Origin of the sequence: Niastella vici (assembly GCF_002077945.1) — a bacterium.
In the GTDB taxonomy this organism is placed as follows: domain Bacteria; phylum Bacteroidota; class Bacteroidia; order Chitinophagales; family Chitinophagaceae; genus Niastella; species Niastella vici.
In genome coordinates, this window is sequence record NZ_LVYD01000058.1 from 412173 (window position 1) to 434190 (window position 22018).

Sequence of the window (22018 nt, forward strand, 5' to 3'; positions counted from 1 at the left end):
CAATGAATATGGAGACTAAGGAGAGGGTGGGATCAATGAGAATAGCTTTGGAAAGGATTGCAGACGACAGTAAGACATACAAACCTAAAAGATGCCCTGTAGGTCTTTTTAGCGGCAAGGCCGGGATGGCTTTATTCTATGCGTACCTCTACCGTTGGTCGGGAGATCAGGATCATTTTGAACAGTTTTCACTGCTGCTCGACGAGTGTTTGGCCGGGATGGGTAATGCAACAATGGGCTCAAGTTTTGTTGGCGGTATAGCTGGTGTTAGCTGGCTGGTACGGCACCTGATCGACATAGAGCTATTGGAAGAGTCGTCACTTGACTCACTGGAGGTTGTTGAAAAGTATATCCTGAAATCATTAGCAAGGGATAAAGAAACCAAACGATTTGAAATATTCAGGGGATTAACCGGGAAGGGACTTTGTTTCCTGGAGGGGCCGATGACGGCAGCAGGGCAGGAAGGAATAGAACAAATTCTGACCATCCTGCAATCAGGAGCAATACCCACAGATGGCGGTATCGCCTGGACCACAAAAAGCTGGCGTGGCGATGAACTGTATTTTGATCTTGGCATACCCCATGGCGTTACCGGCATCATCCTTTTCTTATGCCGGGTTAGCCGCACCAATATTCAGCGCGATCTTGTGCTTGAATTGATCGACGGCGCCGTTCGCTGGTTATTGGCGCAAGAGAAACACATGGGAATAGGATATTTTCCGCATATTGTAGGTCGCGAGTTTGCCGGCCGGCTGGCCTGGTGCTATGGCGACATGTGTGTGGCAACAGCATTGCTCGCAGCTGCCGAAGTTTTATCCCTGCCGCCGCTCAAAGAAAAAGCGATTGGGATACTCGATAAAGAAGTGGGCCGGAATATAGATTCTGCGCGTGTTTTTAAACATCCCCGGTATAACATCCACGACAGAGGGCTATGCCATGGCACGGCAGGAATCGCTTTATGCTTCAACAGCTTTTATAAAAAGACAGGGATCGAAAGTTTACGCGGGGCAAGAGATTACTGGACGGATATTACCCTTTCCATCAAAAAAACCGGTATAGGCAAAGGCATCGGCGGTTATATATTCCCTTCTACTTCAGACAAGAATATATGGCAAAAGAATCCTTATGTGCTCGACGGAGCGTTAGGAGTGGGGTTATCCTATCTGACCCTGCTAAACGAAGATCAGCTTCCCTGGGAAAGAATGTTCCTGTTGTGTTAAGCGGCAGAAAATATAAAGAAGGTTTTTATTATTAATCATTAAAACTTAAAAAGATGAAGAAGAAAATCGAAGTGAAATTGGAGCTGAACAAAAAAACAATTGCCAAGCTGGACCCCAATTCAATGAAAAAGAAAGGAAACGGCGCTGGTGATGGTGCATCGCAAACCGACGCCAAAAGCAACGGCGCCGATTGCAGCTGTGCCTGCTGTGCAAGCACAGAAAGCTAAAAGCAATCAATATTATCCCTTTCCCGCCAGGGGGAAGGGATAATATTAACTCCAATTTCTTTATAATTGTATATAATTCATCCTGCATGAAATACTCGTTAGGCCTTTTCCTGTTGATGATAACCGTTATTTGTCCCGGACTGATGGCACAACAAAACCCAGCTGGCCGGCCGGTAGTGGTACAGGGGAAAGTTGTTGGGGACGAACAGGTATCCTTTGCAACAGTAGCCTTACTGCGGGCCCGCGATGGGGGGCAGGTGACCCGTACTGTCACAGATTCGTTGGGCCGGTTCAATTTAACAGTCAATACCGGCGATACATTTCTTTTGGCAGTTAGTCATGTGGGTTTTATATCGGAGCGGTCGCCCGTTTTCAATCCAGATACAGCAAAAGAAGATGTGCTGCATTTTACAATCAGGTTGAACAGAAATGCGGCCGGGCTAAAAGAAGTGGAAGTAACGAAAATGCCGGTGGTGGAGCGAAAGCTTGACCGGGTAGTCATCAGGGTCGACAATAATATCGTTGCCAGCGGGGAATCTGTTATGGAGTTGCTCAGGACCTTACCAGGTATTGTTGTTGACGGTGCTAATAATGTTTCTATAAAGGGAAGATCGGATATCCGCGTAATGATCGACGGCAGAGAAACCTATTTGAAGGGGGAGCAACTGAAGGCTATGCTGGCAAGCATGCCGGCCAATAATATTCAAAAAGTGGAGGTCTTTTCAAACCCGCCTGCCCGGTATTCGGCTGAAGGTGCGGGTGGTTTGATCAACCTGATCACCAAAAACCGGGAAACGCCCGGTATCTCGGGCAATATTTATTCCAGCTATGCCCAGGGCATCTACGGAAGAACGACTGCCGGGGGTTTGTTGAATTATAAAAATAAACGCCTGCTGGTCACTGGCTCTTATGATCTCGTTCATGGTACAGGTTTTTTTAATGACGATGAAAAGCGGCGGTTCCTTTCCTCTTCTCCCGTCATTACCTTTCTCCAGCAAACACATCGTCCCACAACCTCAACCAACCACTATTATAAGGCAGGCTTCGACTATAGAATTGCCCGTAACCAGAATATCGCTGTTTCCTTTGATGGAACGGTGTCAGATTCGAGAAAGCCATATGACGCCACCCTGAAGGTGTACCATGACCCCAATGCCATCGACAGCTCCTATACCATTAACAATCTTACAAAAACACATTATACCAACACCAACCTGAATGCCGATTATACCCTGCGTATCGACACTACCGGTCAAACCCTGACAGCCAACTACAGCCATTTGCAATTCAATACCAAAGACACCAACAGCTATCACTCGCTGTTCTTCGACAACAATGGCAGTAATCCCCGCGCTCCGCAAATGGATGGTTCCTATAATAAGGCCACTATTCGTGTAAATGCGTATAAACTGGATTACAAAAGAAATTTGCCCGGGAAGGTGCAGCTGGAAACCGGATTGAAGTATACCTCTTCTGTTACTGACAACGACATTGCTTTCTATATTTTTCAAAACGGCGCGTATAAGAAAGATGTCAGCCGTACCAATCATTTTATTTACACCGAGAACATTGGAGCTGCTTATATTTCTGCGAGGCGGAATTTTAAAAAACTGGATATCCAGGCGGGGCTTCGTTATGAGGAAACCCGCGCAAAGATCGATCTGATCACCGACACCTTTCTCATCCGGCGTCATTTACAAAATCTTTTCCCCACTTTATTCCTTGAATACAGGATCAGTGACAACCATAAACTGAACTTTACTTCGGGACGGCGCATAAAGCGGCCCGATTATGCTTCGCTGAACCCTTTTGCTTTTTATTATGATCCGTTTTCTTATTCAACAGGCAACCCTTACCTGCTGCCTCAGTTTACGTTCAGCAACGATGTAACCTATACCTATAGGAATGAGAATACCCTTAGCCTGGGTTATTCTTATGTCACCAACCTGCTCAACGAGATCACTATCCAGAACGATACTACAAAAACAGTGATCTACAAAAACGAGAACATCAATAGCAGCAAAAGCCTGTACCTCGAAGTATATGTGCCATGGAAGATCGCTTCGTGGTGGAGCACCAATGCAGATGTGAATGTAGCTTATACTTCCGTTAAAGGCAATGCCGACTACGGCGTTTTCTCCAATAAGCGCACCGAAGTAAGCGTTAGCAATAACCATAATTTTACTTTACCAAAGGGATATACCGCCCAGGTCAACTTTCTCTATTATGGTCCATCTGTGTATGGTGTAACCGTATTTAAAGGCCGCGAGCGGCTTTCGTTGGGGCTCAAGCGGTCCTTCTTCAAAAAAAGCCTGACGGCGACACTGCGCTTTACCGACATTTTTTACTCCGATAAAGTGCGTACCACTACGACTGTACTGAATCAGGACATTGCATTTCGAACTGTGCGTGATACGCGAAAGGTAGGAATAACGCTCACCTATAATTTCAGGAGTGGCGCCAAATTCAACGAACGGAAAGTTCAGTTTGGTGGCCAGGACGAAAAGAACCGGATGAGTATTACACCGAAAACGAATTAAGTGCAGTCCTTCCACATCAGGGCTGCTTTTTACAGGTATACATTTGATCGATGTAAAAAATGCCATCATAAAGACGCGTCCATTGGGCTTCTACATTATAATGGTTGTACCCCGACATGTAGAATTTTCCGGGATCAGCAGCATGCGCCTGCTGGTATTTTTTGAAATCTACAAATGAATAAGCGCCTTTGGGGCGTACCCAGTTTTCGAAGCTTTCTTTTTTAGGTTTGGGCAGTGTATAATCAGGAAAACCAATTCGTCCGGCCGTTCCTTCATAACTGCTAAAACCCACTACATAGGTATTGGCAGCCAGTGAAGGGTCTGCAGTAAAGGCGCCACCCATAGAGATAACCTTGCGGGGGTTATCGGGCATATCTTCCCTCGTTTTCGAAATATGCTGACTGGCAGCCCACACAATGATCTTTTCGTTGGGATATTTCACTTTGCATAACCAGGCCAGATTGGCCGCCATTTGAAGGTCCCTGACATTATTGCTATGTTTTGAATATTTATCCTTATCCTTCAAAAAGCGGTAGTGTTCATTTTCCTGCAACAGGTTATCGATAACCTGTAACCAGAAATCATTTGCACTCAATTGTTGCGCCGCTTCCTTTCGTATCTGTTGCAACCAGGCAGCACATTGATCATATAATGCAAGATCAGGTTTTGAACGCCACCACATTCTCATTAAATCGATCGTGGGAATGATCTGCTGCCGGTATTCAGGTGTTTTGGTAACAGGTAACTGTAATGAAAGCAGCACGCTGTCGAGCTGGTGTGCCAGTTGGTTCGAATAGGGCAACATCATCTGGTTATCGAAGCCTGCTATTTGTATGGGCGATGCCGTTTGAAAAGTGCCGGGCAGGTATTGTCTGAACAAAGGGAAACAGGCATCGCAACCCGTCCACACAGTAAATATATTATTAAGCAGGTACTTGACCACACTGGCTGAATCTTTGGGCAACAGGTCCCAGCCGCGATTCAGGGCAAAGAAATCGCTTTCTATGGCCAGCACAGTAAATCCCTTTTTTTCGTGCAGGTATTTTACAAGCCGCGTTTTAGCCAGGTAGGTAGGTGCATCTCCATGGTCCTGCTCACCCAGCATCACGATCCGGGCATCGCCGATCGAATTGCCGATCACTTCAAGATCTGAAAAGTCGGTGGAATCAGGATGCACGGTACGTATGGCCATGGCTGTTCCCTGTATATGTTCCTTCAGGGACAATTGTGCGTTAGATACAGAAAAAGCTAAAATTGCTGATAGCAGAAAAAGAAATGGTTTCATGATAAGGTAATGAATGCAATAAAACTAATGATCTTTTACTGAACGGAGAAATAGCCTTTACAATAGGTGATCATGATCACTCCTCCTCATCACCCAGTCCATAATCATACGGATTCCCAAATTCATCATCATAATCCTTATCCAGATGATAGGGATAATATTTCATCCAGTCATTTTCGTACTTCTTTTTCAAATACTGGATCTCGATCTGTAAGGCCCGGGCCCGTTCTTCATCGGGACTCAGGTCTTCCTCAATACAGTCGGTAAATAATCCTGCATAAAAAGCACACTGGCAATGTTCACCCAATGCACATTTCTTATGTTCGGTACCTGGTTTACACAAACCGAAAAATCCCATATGCCAGGTCTTCACCTTTACCTCCTGGTTGAAATTATCTCTTATGGTGGCATATTGCACCCGCTCAGGTACTGTTGTTTGCAATACGAAACAACAGTTATAAATGTTCAACAGTTGATTTAACGCTTCAAGCAGGGCATATACCTGTTCATCGGTAAGCATATGGGGTGGGGGAAGCATTTCCTGGTAAATACCGGTCCAATCCTGCAGATTGCGAACAGGAGCTGTTCGCTCTTCCTCCTCTTCCGACAGCCAGTCACTCAGTTCATAGATGATGGCAGCAGAAGCATTCTTTTCATTGTCAATAGAAATGGCAATATCGCCAAGCAGTTGTTCAAAATAGCGCTGCATATAAAACAGGTTTAATGGTTGTTCTATTCTGAAGTTCGCAATAAATTTAAAATTGGCCAAAAACGGGTTTTCCTGTTCACAATCAGTAAAAGCAGCTCCTGTATTTGCCTGAATTAATGTAACTTAATACAGCCTCTTTTCTGCTTCTTTCTATCTCCCTTATGTGAATGAATTAACAGTGCATCCCTTATGAAGTAACATCGGTAGATCACATAACCCTCAAAGTGATTGTTGACCAAAAAATTACAGGTTATGGAAAAATTGTTACTTAAAAAGCTGTTGCTTTTATTATTATTTTTTGTTGACTCTTTTTGTTTTGCCCAGGTTACGCCCGAATGGGTGGCGCGGCAAAATGGGCCGGGAAATGGTACCGGCGGCGCGAGATCGCTTGCTGTAGATGATAACGGAAATGTATATGTAACCGGATCAGGTACAGGGACCGGATTGGACTATAGCACCATCAAGTATAATGCGGCTGGTGTGGTACAATGGGAGTCGCGCTACAATGGCCCCGGTAACGATGATGATGAAGTGATCTCCTTTTTATCGAATGAAGCACCCGCTGCCGACTGGACAAGTAAGAAAGCCTGGAGCGGCCAGCCGGTTAAAAAGGATTATAAGGTGGAATATTAATTTTCATAGCCCAATTGCCTTCAGAAAGGGTTCTTTAAAATTAACGCCTATAGGAACCGCTGTTTTTTGAATATAAACGGTATTGCCTTCAATATGGGTGATCTTCGATTTGTTGATGATGAACGAGCGGTGTACCCGTATAAATAAACCGGCGGGTAACAGGGATTCAAACGAGGAAAAAGACATATTGGGCAGCAGGGTAGTGTTGGCGCATACTACTTTTGTGTAATTCCCTTTTGCTTCGGCCAGCAGTATATCATTGTAATGCAATTTGTAAATTTTACCATCGGCCTTTATAAAGAAATAATCAGTGGGTATGCGCTGGTTTTCATTGGGGATAGTAATGGCTGCCTGCAGTTTTTCGGTTGCTTTATCCACTGCCACTATAAATCTTTCGAGAGAGAATGGTTTTACCAGGTAATCGCAGGCCGATAATTCAAATGCATCAACTGCATATTCTTTATAAGCAGTAGTGAATATTACCTGCGGCGTGTGCTTCAGGGTTTTTAAAAAGCCAATGCCATCCAGCACCGGCAGGTGTACATCCAGGAACAAAATATCTATAGGGTGTTGTAATAATATTTCTTTTGCCTCAAACACGTTGCCGCAGCTGCCGGCAACACACAGTTGTGACAGGTGGCTGCAATAATTTATAATAATTTCTCTTGCAATGGGTTCATCATCTACAACAAGGCAGTTAAACATGCTGTTAGTTTATTTTTAAGCGAAGTTGAACAATGTACCAATTGTCTTTTACAAACTGCTCCAATTCATAATCTTCTTCATACAACAGCTTAAGACGCCTGATGGTATTGGCCAGTCCCAAACCGGAGGCCGCCTGAAGAATTCGGTTTTGCTGTTTTACCTCACTGTAAGAATTTTCAACTGAAAATACAATAAAATAACCGGTGATCTTCAGGCTGATATGAATATATATCTTTTGGTCAAGGGTATTGCGGGCATGTTTAAAGGCGTTTTCAATAAATACGATCAGCACCATGGGCGCAATGGTAATATTCGGGTTGTTTATGATCTCTATATCGGTTTGCAAAACCAGCCGGTCGCTGATGCGCAACTTTTCAAAACTGAGATAATTCTGGATGTATTCCAATTCTTCTGTTAAAGGTACAAACGGCTTTTTGGTATCGTATACCGAGTAGCGTAACAGGTCACTTAATTTTAATAGCAGGGGCGGCACCTGCTCATGTCGGGTTATTGAGATGCCATAGAGATTATTAAGCGTATTAAATAAAAAGTGGGGGCTTAACTGCGATTGCAACAGGTTCAGCTCACTTTGTTTTTGTTCGGCAGTGAGCTGGGCTCCCTGTATTTGCCGTTTAATGGAGGCCCTGATCAGTTTTATAAAAATACCCATTATGAACCCTATGATAAAGAAGGGCAGGGTGGTTACGGAAAATTCAATAATATCGCCCGGTGAATGAAAGATCTTTTTTGCAAAAAGCGGCCAAATGATAATGATCGCCATCAGGGTGAGCACAGAATACAAACTGAAATGAAATGGCCGGTGGCGAAGGTAAAAGTTCTTGCAAAGCCATCGGCCCATGTAAATACAACCCAGCAATAAAAGGCAGGCAAAAGTGGATAAGCCGGTCCTGAATGAAATGAACCGGTAGTAATAATATATACCTGAAAGCACCAGCATAACAACGGCCATGCTGAAAAGGGCATGCAGTAGCAGGGCTTCGCTAACGATCTTTTTGGAGGCAACTCGCATAGTATAAAGATCGCTATAGTTTTTTGCATACCGGGGGTGTAAAATGTTGGAATTGGGAAAAACAGGTACGGATAATCAAAAAACGATGACGAAATTTTAAACCTCCAAAGCAAGGCATTCACCCCTTTTTTACCAGCATTGAACACAACGATTTTATTGGCTGGGTACAGCAGGTAAAATTTGTGGAAACAAGCACCATGAAGATCCTTCCACTATTCTTTGCCATTATACTTTTATTCGTTCTGCATAATACAGGCCAGGCCCAAAACCTTTCAGGAAAAATAACAGGCATTGTTACCGATGTACAAAACAGGCCGTTGCCCGGCGCCACTATTTTGCTGTTGCGTGCAGGGGATTCTGCAACAGTAAAAGCGGGCGCATCAGGAGAGGATGGAAAATTCATTTTTAAAAAATTGCCTGCCGGCAGGTATATTATCAGGATAACAGGCGCCGGGTTTAAAAAATTCACCAGTAGTATGCTGACCATTGATGCGCAACATGCCGACCTGGTATTGCCGGCTATTGCCATTGAACAGGCAAACCAGAAGGTCCTTAAAGAAGTAATTGTAACAGCTAAAAAGCCAATGGTTGAGCATAAGGTAGATCGTACTATCGTAAATGTAGATGCCATGATCTCCGCGGCGGGTAGCAATGCGCTGGAGGTGTTGTCAAAAAGCCCCGGGGTGTTCGTTGATATTGATGGAAATATAAATCTAAATGGGAAGGGCGGGGTACTGGTGCTCATCGATGATAAGCCTACGTATTTGTCGGCCCAGGACCTGGCGGCTTATTTACGATCGCTGCCAGCCGGCATGTTAGAGAAAATTGAGCTCATGAGCAATCCGCCTGCGCGGTACGATGCATCGGGCGGCGCTGTCATTAATTTGCAGCTGAAAAAGAACAAAGCGCCGGGTTTTAATGGCAATGTAAGTATTGGTTATAACCAGGGCGTATATGGAAGAAGCAATGATGCCTTGAATATCAATTACCGAAATAAAAAAATTAATGTATTCGGCAACTTCGGTTATGGAAGAGATGCAGGCTATAACAAAGAGATCAACAGGCGGAATTACTATAATACCATTGGCGATGATTCTGCTGTTACTTTACTCGACAGGAAATATGTTTATTCTTCCGATGGCTATAATTTGCGGACCGGACTTGATTATTACGTTTCTGCCAAAACAACATTGGGTGTTTTATTAACAGGCGGCATCAGGCCCCGCAGGGATCAGTTACATTACAGCAGTGATCAGTTAAACGCGCAGCAAAAAATTGATTCCACTGCTATGGGCGGTACTACCGGTGGTTATCAATGGTACAGCGGGGGTGTTAATTTCAATCTGCTGCACCGCATAAATGCCAATGGCGCTATGATCACCGCCGACCTCGATTATGTAAACCTGCATGCCAATGGCAGTCAGTTATTGAACACAGCCGTGTACCAACTGGATGGGAGCATAAACAGCGCCAATGAAATTTTGTACCGGTTACCGGCCGATATCAATATCTGGTCGGCAAAAACTGATCTTTCACTGCCACTGAAGGGCAGGACGAATGTGGAGGCAGGCTATAAATCATCGTATGTAGTTACCGACTATAACAACAACTGGTATAATGGAGTGGGAAATGATTTTATACCCGATTACGGCAGAAGTGACCATTTTATATATGGCGAGAATATAAACGCTGCGTATATAAGTACCTCAAAAGAATGGAATCGATGGGCCATAAAAGGCGGGGTACGCATGGAGAATACCCGCATGCAGGGGAAGCAGCCCGGTAATGTAGTTATCGCTGATTCTTCTTTTAAAAGAAATTACACCGACTTTTTTCCATCCTTTTATCTTTCCTGGAAAGCCGACAGTGCCGGTCACCATACCTTCAGCATTACCTATAGTAACCGCATCAGACGGCCCGGTTACCAGCAGTTAAATCCCTTTCTTTTTTATAACGACCGCTATTCGTACAATGCAGGCAACCCCTGGCTGAAACCACATTACCTGCATGGCATTGAGTTGAAATATGATTATAAAAGCTTTTTTATGGTTGAAGTGGCGTACCTGCGCATAAATAATCTCATACAAAACCTCATACAACCGTCGGGCGATATTTATATCAGCCGCCCGCAGAATTTCGGGAACAATTACTCATTTAATTTTATTTCGAATTTGTCAACGGATATAGTGAAGGGCTGGCATGTAAATGCGTTCCTCCTTGTTTTTCATTTGGTGAATAAAGGCATTGCCAATGGGCAGGTAATAAGCAATGCAACGAATACCGCTGAACTGGAACTGGGCAACCAGTTTCATCTGTCAAAAAGCTGGAGTGCAGAAATAAACGGGTCGTATGGCAGCCGCCATTTACAGGGACAAACACGAACCGATCCCTTCTGGCAATTGAATGCAGGCGTGCAGAAAATGATCCTGAAAGACAAAGGCAGCCTGAAACTAAGCGCCAATGATATTTTTCATACCATCATCAGGCGCGATAACATCACCGCTTCCCAACAAATGGTTGCCTGGCGAAGAACACAAACCGATACCCAAAGAATAGGCATCGCTTTCAGTTACCGTTTTGGAAAAGACACCAATACCCGCAAACGTAACCACAATACCGGCGGGGCGGCGGATGAGCAGGGGCGGTTATGAGTACCATTAAAAAGCTTACAAATAGTTTAAATATCTAAAATGACCGGTGCTATTCAGGCCGGTCATTTGTGTTTAAAAAGATTAAAACAGCTTTAAATTTGTTTAATTTCCGGAAATTATTGTTATTTTAGCCTGGTAGATAGTCCGATTGTCAGCCTGCCCCGGCTTGTCGGGGCTTAACGATTGCCAGAGTAAGGTTCTTTTTGCTTGTTGAATCAATGAAGTTGTCCTTCGGATAACAATTCTGTTTCAATTTGGTAGCAAAACCTTAACCTGATAGTTTAATAGTGCTTCGAATAGTTTAATTTATTTGCGACTCCTAAAGATTTCGTTAACAAAACTAATTGCCAGTGTATGAAGAACACCCATTTAAACTACCGGCGTACAGCTTTTACAAGCCGGTATGCCCGTTTTTGCTTCCCGGCTTTTACCTCCTTTTTATTTATTATGCAGATGCTGTTGCTACCCGGTTTCGGGATAGCAGCCCCCGTTTCGGGTCCCGAAGTAAAGGGAAAAGTATCCGATGAAAAGGGCGCGCCCATCTCTGGCGTGAGCGTAAATATAAAAGGGTCCAGCATTGGTACCTCTACAGGGCCCGATGGCAGCTTTACCATCCAACTGCCTGCCAGTGAAGCCACACTGGTATTTACCTATGTAGGCTATAATACAGTTGAACAAAAAGTAAACGGTCAAAACCCGGTTCTCATCGTGCTGAGGCAGAACGATGCCTCCCTGCAAAACGTAGTGGTGATCGGTTATGGCACCCAGAAGAAAGTGAACCTCACCGGTGCGGTTGACCAGGTAGGCAGTGAGGTGCTGGAAAACCGGCCCTTGCCTAACCTTACGCGTGGATTGCAGGGCGTTATTCCCAACCTGAATATTCGCATGACGGATGGCAAACCCATTCGCAGTGCTACATATAATGTACGCGGTGCTACATCTATTGGTGCCGGTGGAAATGCGCTGGTGCTCATCGATGGCGTACCGGGCGATCCCAATCTTATTAACCCCGACGATGTGGAGAGTGTGTCAGTGCTGAAAGATGCCGCTTCTGCAGCTATCTATGGGGCTCGTGGTACCTTTGGCGTGGTGCTCATCACCACCAAAAAAGCCTCGAAGAACAGAACGAAGATCAGCTACAGCGGCAGTGTATCGCTGAATAACAGAACCGTTAAACCCAACCTGGTAACAGATGGTTACAACTGGGCAAAAACGTTCGACTCGGCTTATTATTCCTGGAACGACTATAAAGCGCATCCGCCAAAAGCGAACAGCGTATTTCCCTTTTCACTCAGTTACCTCGATGAATTGAAAAAGCGGCACGACGATCCTTCGCTGCCCCGCACAGATATTGACCCCGTTACCGGTGAATACATTTATTATGGCAGCACCGACTGGTTGAAAGAACTGTATGCCGACCAGAACCCTTCTACCGAACAATCGCTGAGTGTTTCGGGAAGTTCAGATAAAGTGTCATATTATCTATCGGGCCGCTATATGGGCCAGCATGGGATCTTCAGATACAATCCCGACAAGTACAAAACCTATAACCTGCGCGCCAACGGCTCGGTGCAGGCATTTAAATGGTTGAAGCTGGAAAACGATCTAACTTTTTCACAGGTCAATTATTTCTTTCCCATCCTGAATCATCCTTCCAATACACCGGTATGGCGCCGGATCTCAGATGAAGCGTTTCCAATTGCCATGCTGAAAAACCCTGATGGAACGCTTACGCAGAACGCTTCTATTGTTTTCGGCAGTTTTGTATCTGGCAATAACTATTCTGATCTCAACCGCCAGCAGGTGCGTAATACTTCACGCTTCACGGCCAGTTTTCTACAGAATAAATTGCGCGTATCGGGCGACCTTACTTTCATGAAAGTGAATGAAACAGAGAACCGCCTGTATACCCCGGTTCCCTATAGTACAAAACCCGGCGCCATGTTGGAACGTGGTGAAAGTAAAATGAACCAGAATGAAAACAAGACCAATTATATCGGCGCCAACATCTACACTGAATATGAACAGCATTTTGGCAAACATTATTTCAAAGGGATGGTGGGGTATAACTATGAACATTCGCTGTTGAAAAGTTTGTTCATCCAGCGCGACGGCCTCATCAATAATTCACTGCCCGATTTCTCCTTATTAAATGGGTTGAATTATACTTTAACAGGTGGCGGCAGTGAATGGACTACCCTCGGCAGCTTTTTCCGGTTGAATTACAACTATGACGAAAAATACCTGCTCGAAATTAATGGCCGCTATGATGGTACGTCGAAATTTCCGGAAGACCAGCAATTTGGTTTCTTCCCCTCAGCATCTGCAGGCTGGCGCGTATCGCGCGAAGCTTTCTGGGAGAACTTTGAAAACATCATTCCCAATCTGAAGCTGCGGGCTTCATACGGAAGTTTGGGTAATGGTAATATTTCTCCCTATCAGTACCTGGAGGTAATGGGCGTAAGCAAGCTCAACAAAGTGATCAACGGCGTTATACCCGATTATACGAGCAGACCCAATGTAATTCCTAATGGCCTTACCTGGGAAAAGGCCACCAGTACAAACCTTGGTATAGATCTCGGGTTGCTCAACAACCGCCTTACCGCCACCTTCGACTGGTATACGCGGTATACCACCGATATGTTCACTACGGGATTGCCGCTGCCCGCCGTTTTTGGCGCTGCGGTGCCCAAAGGCAATTACGCCGATCTGAAAACAAGAGGTTGGGAATTCTCGATCTCCTGGAACGATGCCACTGCCTGGACGAAACCCCTGCGGTATAATTTCAGGTTCACCCTGGCCGATAATACTTCCTATATCAAAAAATACAATAACCCGCTGGGCCTCATCGATACCTATTATGAAGGACAACGCCTCGGCGATATCTGGGGTTTTGAAACCGAAGGATTATTTAAAGATGCCGATGATATAAAAGCACATGCCGATCAAAGTTATACGCGCGTAGCGGCCGCCAATGTACTGTTACCCGGCGATGTTAAATTCCGCGATCTGAACAAGGATAATGCGATCAACCTGGGAAGCAGCACGCTCGCTGATCCCGGCGACCGCAAGATCATTGGTAACGATCAACCCCGCTACCAGTTCAGTTTTAACATGGGGGGCGAATGGAGCAATTTCTTTATCAATGCATTTTTCCAGGGAGTTGGCAAAAGAGATTTCTGGCCCGGGGCCGATAATGCCTTGTTCTGGGGCGCATACAACCGGCCTTACAGCTGGCATCCCGTATCGGTTGAAAACAATATGTGGACACCCGAAAACCCCGATGCTTATTTCCCCCGCCTGAGAGGCTATGTGGCCCTGAACTCAAGAGGCGAATTGCAGGTTACGCAAAGCCGTTATTTGCAGAACGTAGCCTATGTACGGTTGAAGAATTTAACCCTGGGTTACAATTTGCCCAAGAGCCTGATCGCAAAAGCAGGTATCTCCTCCGCGCGGGTATATTTCACCGGACAAAACATTTGGACCTGGTCGCCCATGTACCGCGTCACCAGGGATCTTGACCCCGAAGTGATCGAGGGCGCCGATCCTGAAATGAACGCAGATGCGGGTAATGGAATGGCGTATCCCATGTTGAAAACCTATACCCTCGGTATTAATGTGTCCTTCTAAAAAACTACACAATGAAAAGAACATCCTTCATTATATTCATGGCCACCACCATGGCATTTGTGGCCTGCAAAAAAGACCTCGATCTGAAGCCTTTTGATAAATTATCGCCCACCACGGCGTTCAATACCGAAAAGGACCTGCAGCTGTATGCCAATTCATTTTATAAAATATTGCCAACCGGTAATGATATTGTACGCGGCGATGCCCTGAGCGATTATCTCGTAGGCAGTACGCCGAATACCTATTTGTACGGTACCTTCAGTTCAACCCTGGCAACGGGCTGGAAATGGGATAGTTTGAGAAACGTAAATTATTTCCTGGAACATTATCAACAGGCCAATGTTACTACTGAAGCCAGCGGGCATTACCAGGGTCTGGCGCGTTTCTTCAGGGCCTGGTTCTATTTCGAGATGGTTAAAAAATTTGGCGATGTACCCTGGTATGGAAAAACACTCACCGTGAATGACCCCGATCTGTACAAAAAGCGCGATCCGCGTACACTGGTCATGGATAGTGTGCTGGCCGATCTCAATTACGCCTGTGACCATATTCGCGATACCAAAGATGCCACGGCTTCACAGATCACCAAATGGGTAGCGTTGGCGTTTAAATCGCGGGTTTGTTTGTTCGAAGGCACTTATCGAAAATACCATGATGAATTAGGATTGGTTGCCACCGCCGATAAATGGTTGACCGAAGCGGTGAATGCGGCTGATGCATTGATTGCCTCAAAAAAATACAGCCTGCATACCAGTACGGCTACTACTGCCGATTACCGCGACTTGTTCAGGAATGAAACGCCGTTGAGTGATGAAGTACTGTTGGCAGCGGTGAACAATAAATCGTTGCGGGTTTTCAACGATGCCAACTGGTACTGGACGAGTGCTACCTATGGCGGCCGGTTTAGTTTGATCAAAAAATTCATCAATACCTATCTGAAACAGGATGGAACCCGGTATACCGATCAGGCAGCATACAATGAAATCCCTTTTGCTACAGAAGTAAAAAGCCGCGATCTGCGTTTGCAACAAACCATTCGCATGGGCAGTTATACCCGTGATGGGGCTGTGGCGCCGCCCGATTTTACGTATACCTATACCGGCTATATGCCGCTGAAGTTGACGCTCGATGCAAAGGCTACCGATGGGGTAGCTGAGAATTATAATTCCCTGCCGTTGATCAGGTATGCTGAAGTGCTGTTGAACTATGCCGAGGCGAAAGCGGAGTTGAACACTTTTACCTCGGGCGACTGGGATAAAACCATCAAACTGTTGCGTACGCGTGCAGGCATTACCAATGCAACAATGCCAACCACTGTTGATACTTACCTGCAACAGAATTATTACAGCAATATTACCAGTCCGGCGCTTTTAGAAATTAGAAGAGAACGCGGTATTGAGCTGGTGCTGGAAGGCTTCCGGTACGATGACCTGAAGCGCTGGAAAGCCGGCCGCCTGCTCGAGAATCAATACGATGGCATGTATGTACCGGCCATGGATACGCCTTATGACCTCAATGAAGATGGAAAGCTGGATGTGGCTGTTGTTACTAAAGTGCCAGCTACCAAAGTGCCCGGTGTTTATTATTTTATAATCGACAATGCGCAAAACAAATTGAGTGATGGCACAAAGGGCCGCCTGATCCTGATGGATAATTTAACCCGCAGCTACGATGATTATAAATATCTATATCCAATCCCTTATGATGAAATCGTGTTGAACCCTGCGTTGGCGCAGAATCCTCAATGGAAGTAATAGGCACTGGAGGAAATTCAACAATAAAAGGACTGTTAGCGATGGCAGTCCTTTTTTGTTTTGAGCGGCGCCGAAGAATGGGCGAAGCCGAAGGTTCTGGGCGCAACCGAAGAATGAACTACAGCCAGCCCGACCGGCGGAAAAAATAATAAAGCACAGCACAAGCACATAAAGTAAGGATCACCACAACCGGATAGCCATAGGTCCATTCCAGCTCAGGCATAACTTTAAAGTTCATCCCGTAATAGCCCGCCACCAGGGTGGGTACCGCAAGGATAGCAGCCCAGCCGGCGAATTTTTTCGACGTATCGTTTTGAGAAATGGAGATCAGTGCAAAATTGGCATCCAGCGCGGTGTTCAGTAATTCCCTCGTATTATCTACTATTTCATTGATGCGCAGCGCATGGTCATAGATATCGCGGAAATACGGCTGTGTATCGGGTGAAATAGCTTTCATATCAAACCGCATAAGGCGGTTGCAGATGTCTATCAGGGGCGATACGGCCCGTTTCACCAGCAGCAGGTCTTTCTTGAGCTGATATATTTCTTCTGTTGTTTCCCGGTTAGGCGTTTCTTTAAATATTTTGTCCTCGATGCATTCCAGGGCCGATTCCAGTTCCTCTACTACCGGGAAGTACATGTCGACTATAAAATCCATAATGGCATACAGCACAAATCCCTGTCCTTTCCCCAATAATTCGGGCATGGTTTCACAATGGCCGCGCACCTCGGTGTACGCCACCGATGAACCATGCCGCACCACTACAATATAATTGGGTCCTACAAAAAAATGGGTTTCGCCAAAATGGATCTGACATTCCTGGCCCATCTTTGCCGTTCGAAGCACAATGAAAAGCGAATCGCCATATAGCTCTATCTTGGGACGTTGATGCGCCCGGTGCGCATCTTCAACGGCAAGGTCGTGCAGGCCAAATTCCTGTTGCACCCGTTCCAGTAATGCTTCAGAAGGTTCGTACAAACCTATCCAAACAAATTGACTGGGGTCTTTTAATATTTCATGAATATCTTTCAGCTCAACATCGGCAGTGCGATGGCCGCCCGAATATGCCGCACAATTGACAATCTCTTTCATAACACGATTTTTTGCAAGTTGCTACTAAAAAGTTCGCATTATTTTTAATACGTACCAAATGGCTATGAAGTTTTAAGTTTTTCCTGGTAGGCATAAAATGAACTGGCGATCCTCCCGACGCGGCGGGAGGATCGTCAGTTTTTTAAGCGGTCGTTTTTTTGCGCTCAGTGGCCTGAATGTTCTACTGCCTGCTGCCGCCGATTATTAATTTCACCCGCTCTGTTTTGGTACCTATTGTAATGTTCGCTATATATACACCGGCAGCTTTGTGGCTGGTATTCCAGTAAACGGTTTGTTCGCCTGCCTGTTGGCGCACATTGATCACTTCTTCTACTTGTCCGCTGATGTTAACCATCGTAATATGTACCAGTTCTGGTTTTAACAGGGTATACCGGATAGTAGCCTGGTTCCCGGTTAAAGGGTTTGGATAAACCCTGATATTATTGTTGAGAGAAATTGCTTCGCCCGTTGTAGCCTCCCTGGCGGTTGCTGCTGATGAAGGCGCCGTACCATCTCTGAACGAACGCACCCGTCTCCATTTTACAACAGCTTCACCAGTGGTAAGGGTACCGTAATTCCCATACTTGTGGTAATTGGTAACAGCTTCATTATCGGCTATCTCGGCTTTTTTCACCCCATTGATATAAATAATGATCTTATTACCCACATTTTCCTGAAGGTGTATAACGTTTATACGCACTTCTTTCCCATAAACATTAGTAGCCAGGGTTTGTCCCGCACCCCGTATCGATCCCCCACTGGCTGCATAGCCGCGGATCATCAGCTCGGTAGCCCCGGAGGTACTGCCGAATATCTGCATCAGGCTTTCATCGTTCAAAGGTGAATAAAATGTTACATAGCCTTCAAACTGCCGGCTGCCGGTGGAGTAATCGTTCTGTAACCTTATTTCAGACCGGTTACTCCGGTTGTCAAAAAGGCGAAAAGTTTCGGTTTCCGTGCTGCTATTATAGCTGTAATCGGCACAAACCGGGCTGCAGACTGATTTAGAAGAAGTCCATGAATAAATTTGAAGCCCGTCTTCATTATCCAGGTGAATTTTTTTCGTGGGTGAATATTGCACCCAGCCGCTGCCCAGTTGGGCATGCGTAATGGATGTGGAGAATAATAGTGCTGCAATGAAGCACAGTGCACGCATAATGTTGCGTATTGCATAGGTAGTTGTAAGTTTCATATAGTGTTTTTTAAAGTGGGTGAGGCAGAAGTGACGCCTCCGCCTCACCCGTTTATTTTTGATCAAAAATTTAACTTGATATTACTCCTTCAGTAACTTCTTTGTTATGATCTTTCCATTATATACCAGCTTCAGCAAATAAGTGCCGGCAATTGATGCGTAGCAAAAATGGTGCGGTGGTTACCTGCCTGCAACCAGGCGTTCACCAGAACACACACCTGTTTGCCCGTGATATCATAGGTTGTTAGTTGAGCATGACCAGCCACCGGCAGGGAAAATGTAATGGTACTGGTTTCCCTGAATGGATTGGGGAATGTGTTCAGTGCCGCTTTTGTTACAGAAGAAACAGTTGTTTCATCCGGCGCCATCGACCGCGCCAAAAGCGAGGCTGAACTGGTAAGAATTTTTACTTCGGTGTAACTGTTCCAGGCATTCACGCTGTTGCCATGTCCTACAATGCGAACGTATTTGGCGGAACGCGGTGTAATATTGAAAGTTTCCAGGTTCAGCGAAGTGCCACTGCTTACCAGACCCGATGCGGCAGTTGTCCAGGTAGTGCCATCGGTTCCGGTCAAAATATCAAAGGTGGAAGTACGTGTATTGCCATTATAGAAGGCGATCTGCACGCCTGTAACCGTAGTCGTATTTGCCAAACAGAATTGGATCCATTGCCCGTCGCCATTGGCCGACCAGCGTGTATTGAGATTATTGTCAAGCACATTGGCAGGCACATTGCCATCGTTGCCACTGGCAGTAACCGGATCACAGGCAGGCGGCGGTGTACTGCCATCGGTAATAATTGATAGTTGCGGCGGGTTGGAACCAAATTCACTCGCGTTCCACAAAATGCGTGGATCATGTGCGAGCTCGCTTTTCAATGCAAAGGCCACTTTTTTACGGCCTGCTGCCAGTTCGGCTTTTACATAGTTGGTTACATCCCAGGTATAATAAGTGGCGGCTGCATTGGTAACCGTGGTGGAGGCCAACGCGGCTGTTGAGGTAGCCGGTTTATTATTCCAGGTAATGGTGTTTTCAGTCCAGGTAGTGTTGGCTACAGAAAATACACCCACTGGTACGCTGGGAACTGTGGTAAGATCTACTTTGCCAAATACTTTCAACTGAACCGATGCTGCATTGCTGGTAAGCGAGGTAAGATCGAACAGCAGGTACGATTCGCGGTTATTGTTTAATTGTCCGCTGGGTGATACCTTGGTAATAAGCAACGTTGAATCGGTGGTGCCGAATGTGGTGCCGGCATTGGTGCCATCGCGTACATAGGCATCGTGAACCGGTGTGAATGTGATGGCCGCTGGTGCTACCCTGAAGTAAGCGGTGTACGTAGTATCTGTATCTGTGATGGTGATATTTTGTGTGGCCGCCCCGCCATGTTCCCAATGATCGAACAAATAAGTAACGCCATTTACGGTTTGTGGCGATATGGCTTCCATTGGCCGCACCATACCACTCAATGCAGGCGTACTATAAGGTGTGGCAAACGGTACATCATCTAATTTTATCTGTAAACCCGCGGGTACACTGCGAAGATTAAGCGTAGACAGCACCGGGAATATTTCAACATAGGCCGTATCGCGGGCGCCCAGCGCATCCCTTGCTACCAGGTATAACCGGTACCAGATATCGGTTTCAGTATGGCCTTCGGCCGAAATAGGGAAGGAACCACTGGTAACGCCATCCGCAATATCGGGACCCGGATGAATATGATTGGCATGATGAAAATCGACCCACCACTCAAAATTGGCAGCCGGTAAAGTTCCATCTTCCGCATCGGTGGCCGTGCCGCTGAAATTGATTACGGTACCAGCCCTGAATTTGCTGCCATTGACGGGGCTGGTAATAGTAGCCACCGGCGGTGTGTTGGGTTGTGTTACTGTTAACGTTGCATTATTGCTGGTAACAGAACCGGCGCTGTTGGTCACCACTACGCTGTATGTACCGGCATGCGAAGGTTGTACATTACTGATGCTGTAAGTAGCTGCTGTAGCGCCTGAAATATTGGTGCCATTTTTTCGCCATTGGTACGAGGGCGCCGGATTACCCGTAGCGGTAACACTAAACGTAGCCGTACCACCCTGCGATATAGTGATACTTTGTGGCTGCGTGGTGATCACCGGCGCCTGCGTGCCACTGTAAATAATTTTATACAACGCGTTGGCATCCCGGCTCAGGAAGTACAGGTTGCCATCTGTCCCCTGTTTAAGATATACCATTCCGCTGCCAAGACCCGTACCAAAACCATTGCGGGTAGGCGAAGCCAATGTTGGGTTAAGATTATCGATCCAGGAACCACAATAATCAAGGAAGAAATAACGGCCATTGTAAGTAGCTGGGTAATTGCTGATAGCCCCGTTGAAGAAAGTGCCGCCGTTTATGGCGCAACCCTGTCCGGCCGGCGGTGGATCGTCCCTGTTAGTGGAGTATACATAAATGGGGTTGGTTAAACCGGTACAGCCGCTGGTGCACATGCCTTCCTTATCGGGCCAGCCAAAATTGCGGCCGCCGGCAGTGGCGTCGTTGATCTCTTCCCAGGTAGAATTGCCCACATCGTTCACAAAAAGCTTTCCGCTTACAGGGTCAGCAGCAATGGTAAAAGGGTTTCTCAATCCGTATGCCCAAACCCTGCTGCGGGCGGCGCCACCCGTAAAGGGGTTTCCTGTTGGAACCGTTCCATCCGCATTTATGCGCAACAATTTACCCAGGTAGCTGTCGAGGTTTTGCGAATTGGAACCTACCTGGTTCTCACCAACGGCAACATATAATTTGCCATCGTTGCCAAATGCCAAACCGCCGCCGTTGTGGTAAATGGCGTTAAGCGTGGGCAGGTCAAGAATAGGGGTTTCTGACCCGGCCACATCGCCCGTCATGGTAAAACGGCTCACACGGTTATGCGGACCCGAGGTATTGGTGTAATACAGGTAAATGAATTGATTGGTGGCGAAATTAGGATCAACCGCCACACCTATCAATCCTCTTTCGCCGCTGCTGTTAACAGTAAGCGTAATAGCAGGCGTTGATAAAAGGCTACCATTCTTTACTACCCGTAATTGTCCGCCCTGTTGACAAATCAGTACCCGGCCATCGGGCGTAAAGGCCATAGCGGTGGGGTTGCTTAATGATGCAGTGACCTGAACACGTTGAAAATTGGTGGGCAGTGTTTGGGCCTGTACATTGGGGAGTACTATTAAAAGTACCATGCACAGGTTTAACAATGCCAGCCATGCTTTTAGGATGTTTGTTTTTTTCATACAGATGGTTATTTTGGTTAGCAATGGTAATGCAGGCCCAGCCATGCAGGGGAGTAATGTTTCTTGCATGGTCAGGTCAATGCAGT

14 protein-coding genes are annotated in these 22018 nt (G+C 46.0%); 7 read left to right on the top strand and 7 right to left on the bottom strand.

Features of this window, described 5'->3' with window-relative positions:
- Positions 1 to 8: 8 nt before the first annotated feature.
- The 3 genes from A3860_RS25650 (at position 9) to A3860_RS25655 (ending at position 3987) form a co-directional block, all read left to right on the top strand.
- On the top strand, positions 9 to 1220 hold the full coding sequence (locus A3860_RS25650; RefSeq protein WP_158085361.1) for a lanthionine synthetase C family protein: 1212 nt from the start codon (positions 9 to 11) through the stop codon (positions 1218 to 1220).
- A gap of 53 nt (positions 1221 to 1273) precedes the next feature.
- Positions 1274 to 1447 carry a class I lanthipeptide gene (locus A3860_RS41250; protein ID WP_158085362.1) on the top strand — a complete coding sequence of 58 codons (174 nt, stop codon included), beginning with the start codon at positions 1274 to 1276 and terminating at the stop codon, positions 1445 to 1447.
- Between the two features lie 86 nt (positions 1448 to 1533).
- A complete protein-coding gene (locus A3860_RS25655; protein ID WP_081151484.1) occupies positions 1534 to 3987 on the top strand; it encodes an outer membrane beta-barrel family protein in 2454 nt (817 codons plus the stop codon).
- Between the two features lie 16 nt (positions 3988 to 4003).
- On the opposite strand, the gene A3860_RS25660 is transcribed toward A3860_RS25655, so the two are convergent.
- The gene (locus tag A3860_RS25660) at positions 4004 to 5272 is read right to left on the bottom strand and encodes an erythromycin esterase family protein (RefSeq protein WP_081151487.1); all 1269 of its coding nucleotides are present in this window, start codon (positions 5270 to 5272) and stop codon (positions 4004 to 4006) included.
- Between the two features lie 76 nt (positions 5273 to 5348).
- The gene (locus A3860_RS25665) at positions 5349 to 5981 is read right to left on the bottom strand and encodes a hypothetical protein (protein WP_143774261.1); all 633 of its coding nucleotides are present in this window, start codon (positions 5979 to 5981) and stop codon (positions 5349 to 5351) included.
- 252 nt (positions 5982 to 6233) lie between these two features.
- Between A3860_RS25665 and A3860_RS25670 the strand changes: the two genes are divergently transcribed.
- Entirely contained in the window at positions 6234 to 6614 is a 381-nt protein-coding gene (locus tag A3860_RS25670) for an SBBP repeat-containing protein (RefSeq protein WP_081151493.1), read from the top strand.
- Positions 6615 to 6617: 3 nt separating this feature from the next.
- Here A3860_RS25670 and A3860_RS25675 read toward each other — a convergent pair whose 3' ends face one another.
- Positions 6618 to 7319: a LytR/AlgR family response regulator transcription factor gene (locus A3860_RS25675; protein WP_081151495.1), complete on the bottom strand. Its 702-nt coding sequence runs from the start codon at positions 7317 to 7319 to the stop codon at positions 6618 to 6620.
- Positions 7320 to 7323: 4 nt separating this feature from the next.
- Positions 7324 to 8349: a sensor histidine kinase gene (locus tag A3860_RS25680; protein WP_081151497.1), complete on the bottom strand. Its 1026-nt coding sequence runs from the start codon at positions 8347 to 8349 to the stop codon at positions 7324 to 7326.
- Positions 8350 to 8546: 197 nt separating this feature from the next.
- Here A3860_RS25680 and A3860_RS25685 point away from each other — a divergent pair, with 197 nt between their 5' ends.
- The 3 genes from A3860_RS25685 to A3860_RS25695 all read left to right on the top strand — a co-directional run bounded on the left by A3860_RS25685 (position 8547) and on the right by A3860_RS25695 (position 16384).
- Positions 8547 to 11000: an outer membrane beta-barrel protein gene (locus A3860_RS25685; RefSeq protein ID WP_081151499.1), complete on the top strand. Its 2454-nt coding sequence runs from the start codon at positions 8547 to 8549 to the stop codon at positions 10998 to 11000.
- Between the two features lie 354 nt (positions 11001 to 11354).
- The gene (locus tag A3860_RS25690; protein ID WP_081151501.1) at positions 11355 to 14630 is read left to right on the top strand and encodes a SusC/RagA family TonB-linked outer membrane protein; all 3276 of its coding nucleotides are present in this window, start codon (positions 11355 to 11357) and stop codon (positions 14628 to 14630) included.
- A gap of 11 nt (positions 14631 to 14641) precedes the next feature.
- Positions 14642 to 16384 (top strand): RagB/SusD family nutrient uptake outer membrane protein, encoded by a 1743-nt coding sequence (locus A3860_RS25695; protein ID WP_081151504.1) that lies wholly within the window; start codon positions 14642 to 14644, stop codon positions 16382 to 16384.
- A gap of 118 nt (positions 16385 to 16502) precedes the next feature.
- Here the strand turns inward: A3860_RS25695 and corA are convergent, their stop codons facing one another.
- The 3 genes from corA to A3860_RS41945 all read right to left on the bottom strand — a co-directional run bounded on the left by corA (position 16503) and on the right by A3860_RS41945 (position 21932).
- Entirely contained in the window at positions 16503 to 17477 is a 975-nt protein-coding gene (gene corA, locus A3860_RS25700) for a magnesium/cobalt transporter CorA (RefSeq protein WP_081151506.1), read from the bottom strand.
- 181 nt (positions 17478 to 17658) lie between these two features.
- Complete coding sequence (locus A3860_RS25705) at positions 17659 to 18669, bottom strand: T9SS type A sorting domain-containing protein (RefSeq protein WP_081151509.1); 1011 nt, start codon at positions 18667 to 18669, stop codon at positions 17659 to 17661.
- Positions 18670 to 18800: 131 nt separating this feature from the next.
- The gene (locus A3860_RS41945) at positions 18801 to 21932 is read right to left on the bottom strand and encodes a PQQ-dependent sugar dehydrogenase (protein ID WP_158085363.1); all 3132 of its coding nucleotides are present in this window, start codon (positions 21930 to 21932) and stop codon (positions 18801 to 18803) included.
- Between the last annotated feature and the right edge of the window lie 86 nt (positions 21933 to 22018).

Coding starts and splice junctions, on each gene's coding strand:
- A3860_RS25650 (WP_158085361.1), top strand. CDS start 9: ATGGAGACTAAGGAGAGGGTGGGATCAATGAGAATAGCTTTGGAAAGG.
- A3860_RS41250 (WP_158085362.1), top strand. CDS start 1,274: ATGAAGAAGAAAATCGAAGTGAAATTGGAGCTGAACAAAAAAACAATT.
- A3860_RS25655 (WP_081151484.1), top strand. CDS start 1,534: ATGAAATACTCGTTAGGCCTTTTCCTGTTGATGATAACCGTTATTTGT.
- A3860_RS25660 (WP_081151487.1), bottom strand. CDS start 5,272: ATGAAACCATTTCTTTTTCTGCTATCAGCAATTTTAGCTTTTTCTGTA.
- A3860_RS25665 (WP_143774261.1), bottom strand. CDS start 5,981: ATGCAGCGCTATTTTGAACAACTGCTTGGCGATATTGCCATTTCTATT.
- A3860_RS25670 (WP_081151493.1), top strand. CDS start 6,234: ATGGAAAAATTGTTACTTAAAAAGCTGTTGCTTTTATTATTATTTTTT.
- A3860_RS25675 (WP_081151495.1), bottom strand. CDS start 7,319: ATGTTTAACTGCCTTGTTGTAGATGATGAACCCATTGCAAGAGAAATT.
- A3860_RS25680 (WP_081151497.1), bottom strand. CDS start 8,349: ATGCGAGTTGCCTCCAAAAAGATCGTTAGCGAAGCCCTGCTACTGCAT.
- A3860_RS25685 (WP_081151499.1), top strand. CDS start 8,547: ATGAAGATCCTTCCACTATTCTTTGCCATTATACTTTTATTCGTTCTG.
- A3860_RS25690 (WP_081151501.1), top strand. CDS start 11,355: ATGAAGAACACCCATTTAAACTACCGGCGTACAGCTTTTACAAGCCGG.
- A3860_RS25695 (WP_081151504.1), top strand. CDS start 14,642: ATGAAAAGAACATCCTTCATTATATTCATGGCCACCACCATGGCATTT.
- corA (WP_081151506.1), bottom strand. CDS start 17,477: ATGAAAGAGATTGTCAATTGTGCGGCATATTCGGGCGGCCATCGCACT.
- A3860_RS25705 (WP_081151509.1), bottom strand. CDS start 18,669: ATGAAACTTACAACTACCTATGCAATACGCAACATTATGCGTGCACTG.
- A3860_RS41945 (WP_158085363.1), bottom strand. CDS start 21,932: ATGAAAAAAACAAACATCCTAAAAGCATGGCTGGCATTGTTAAACCTG.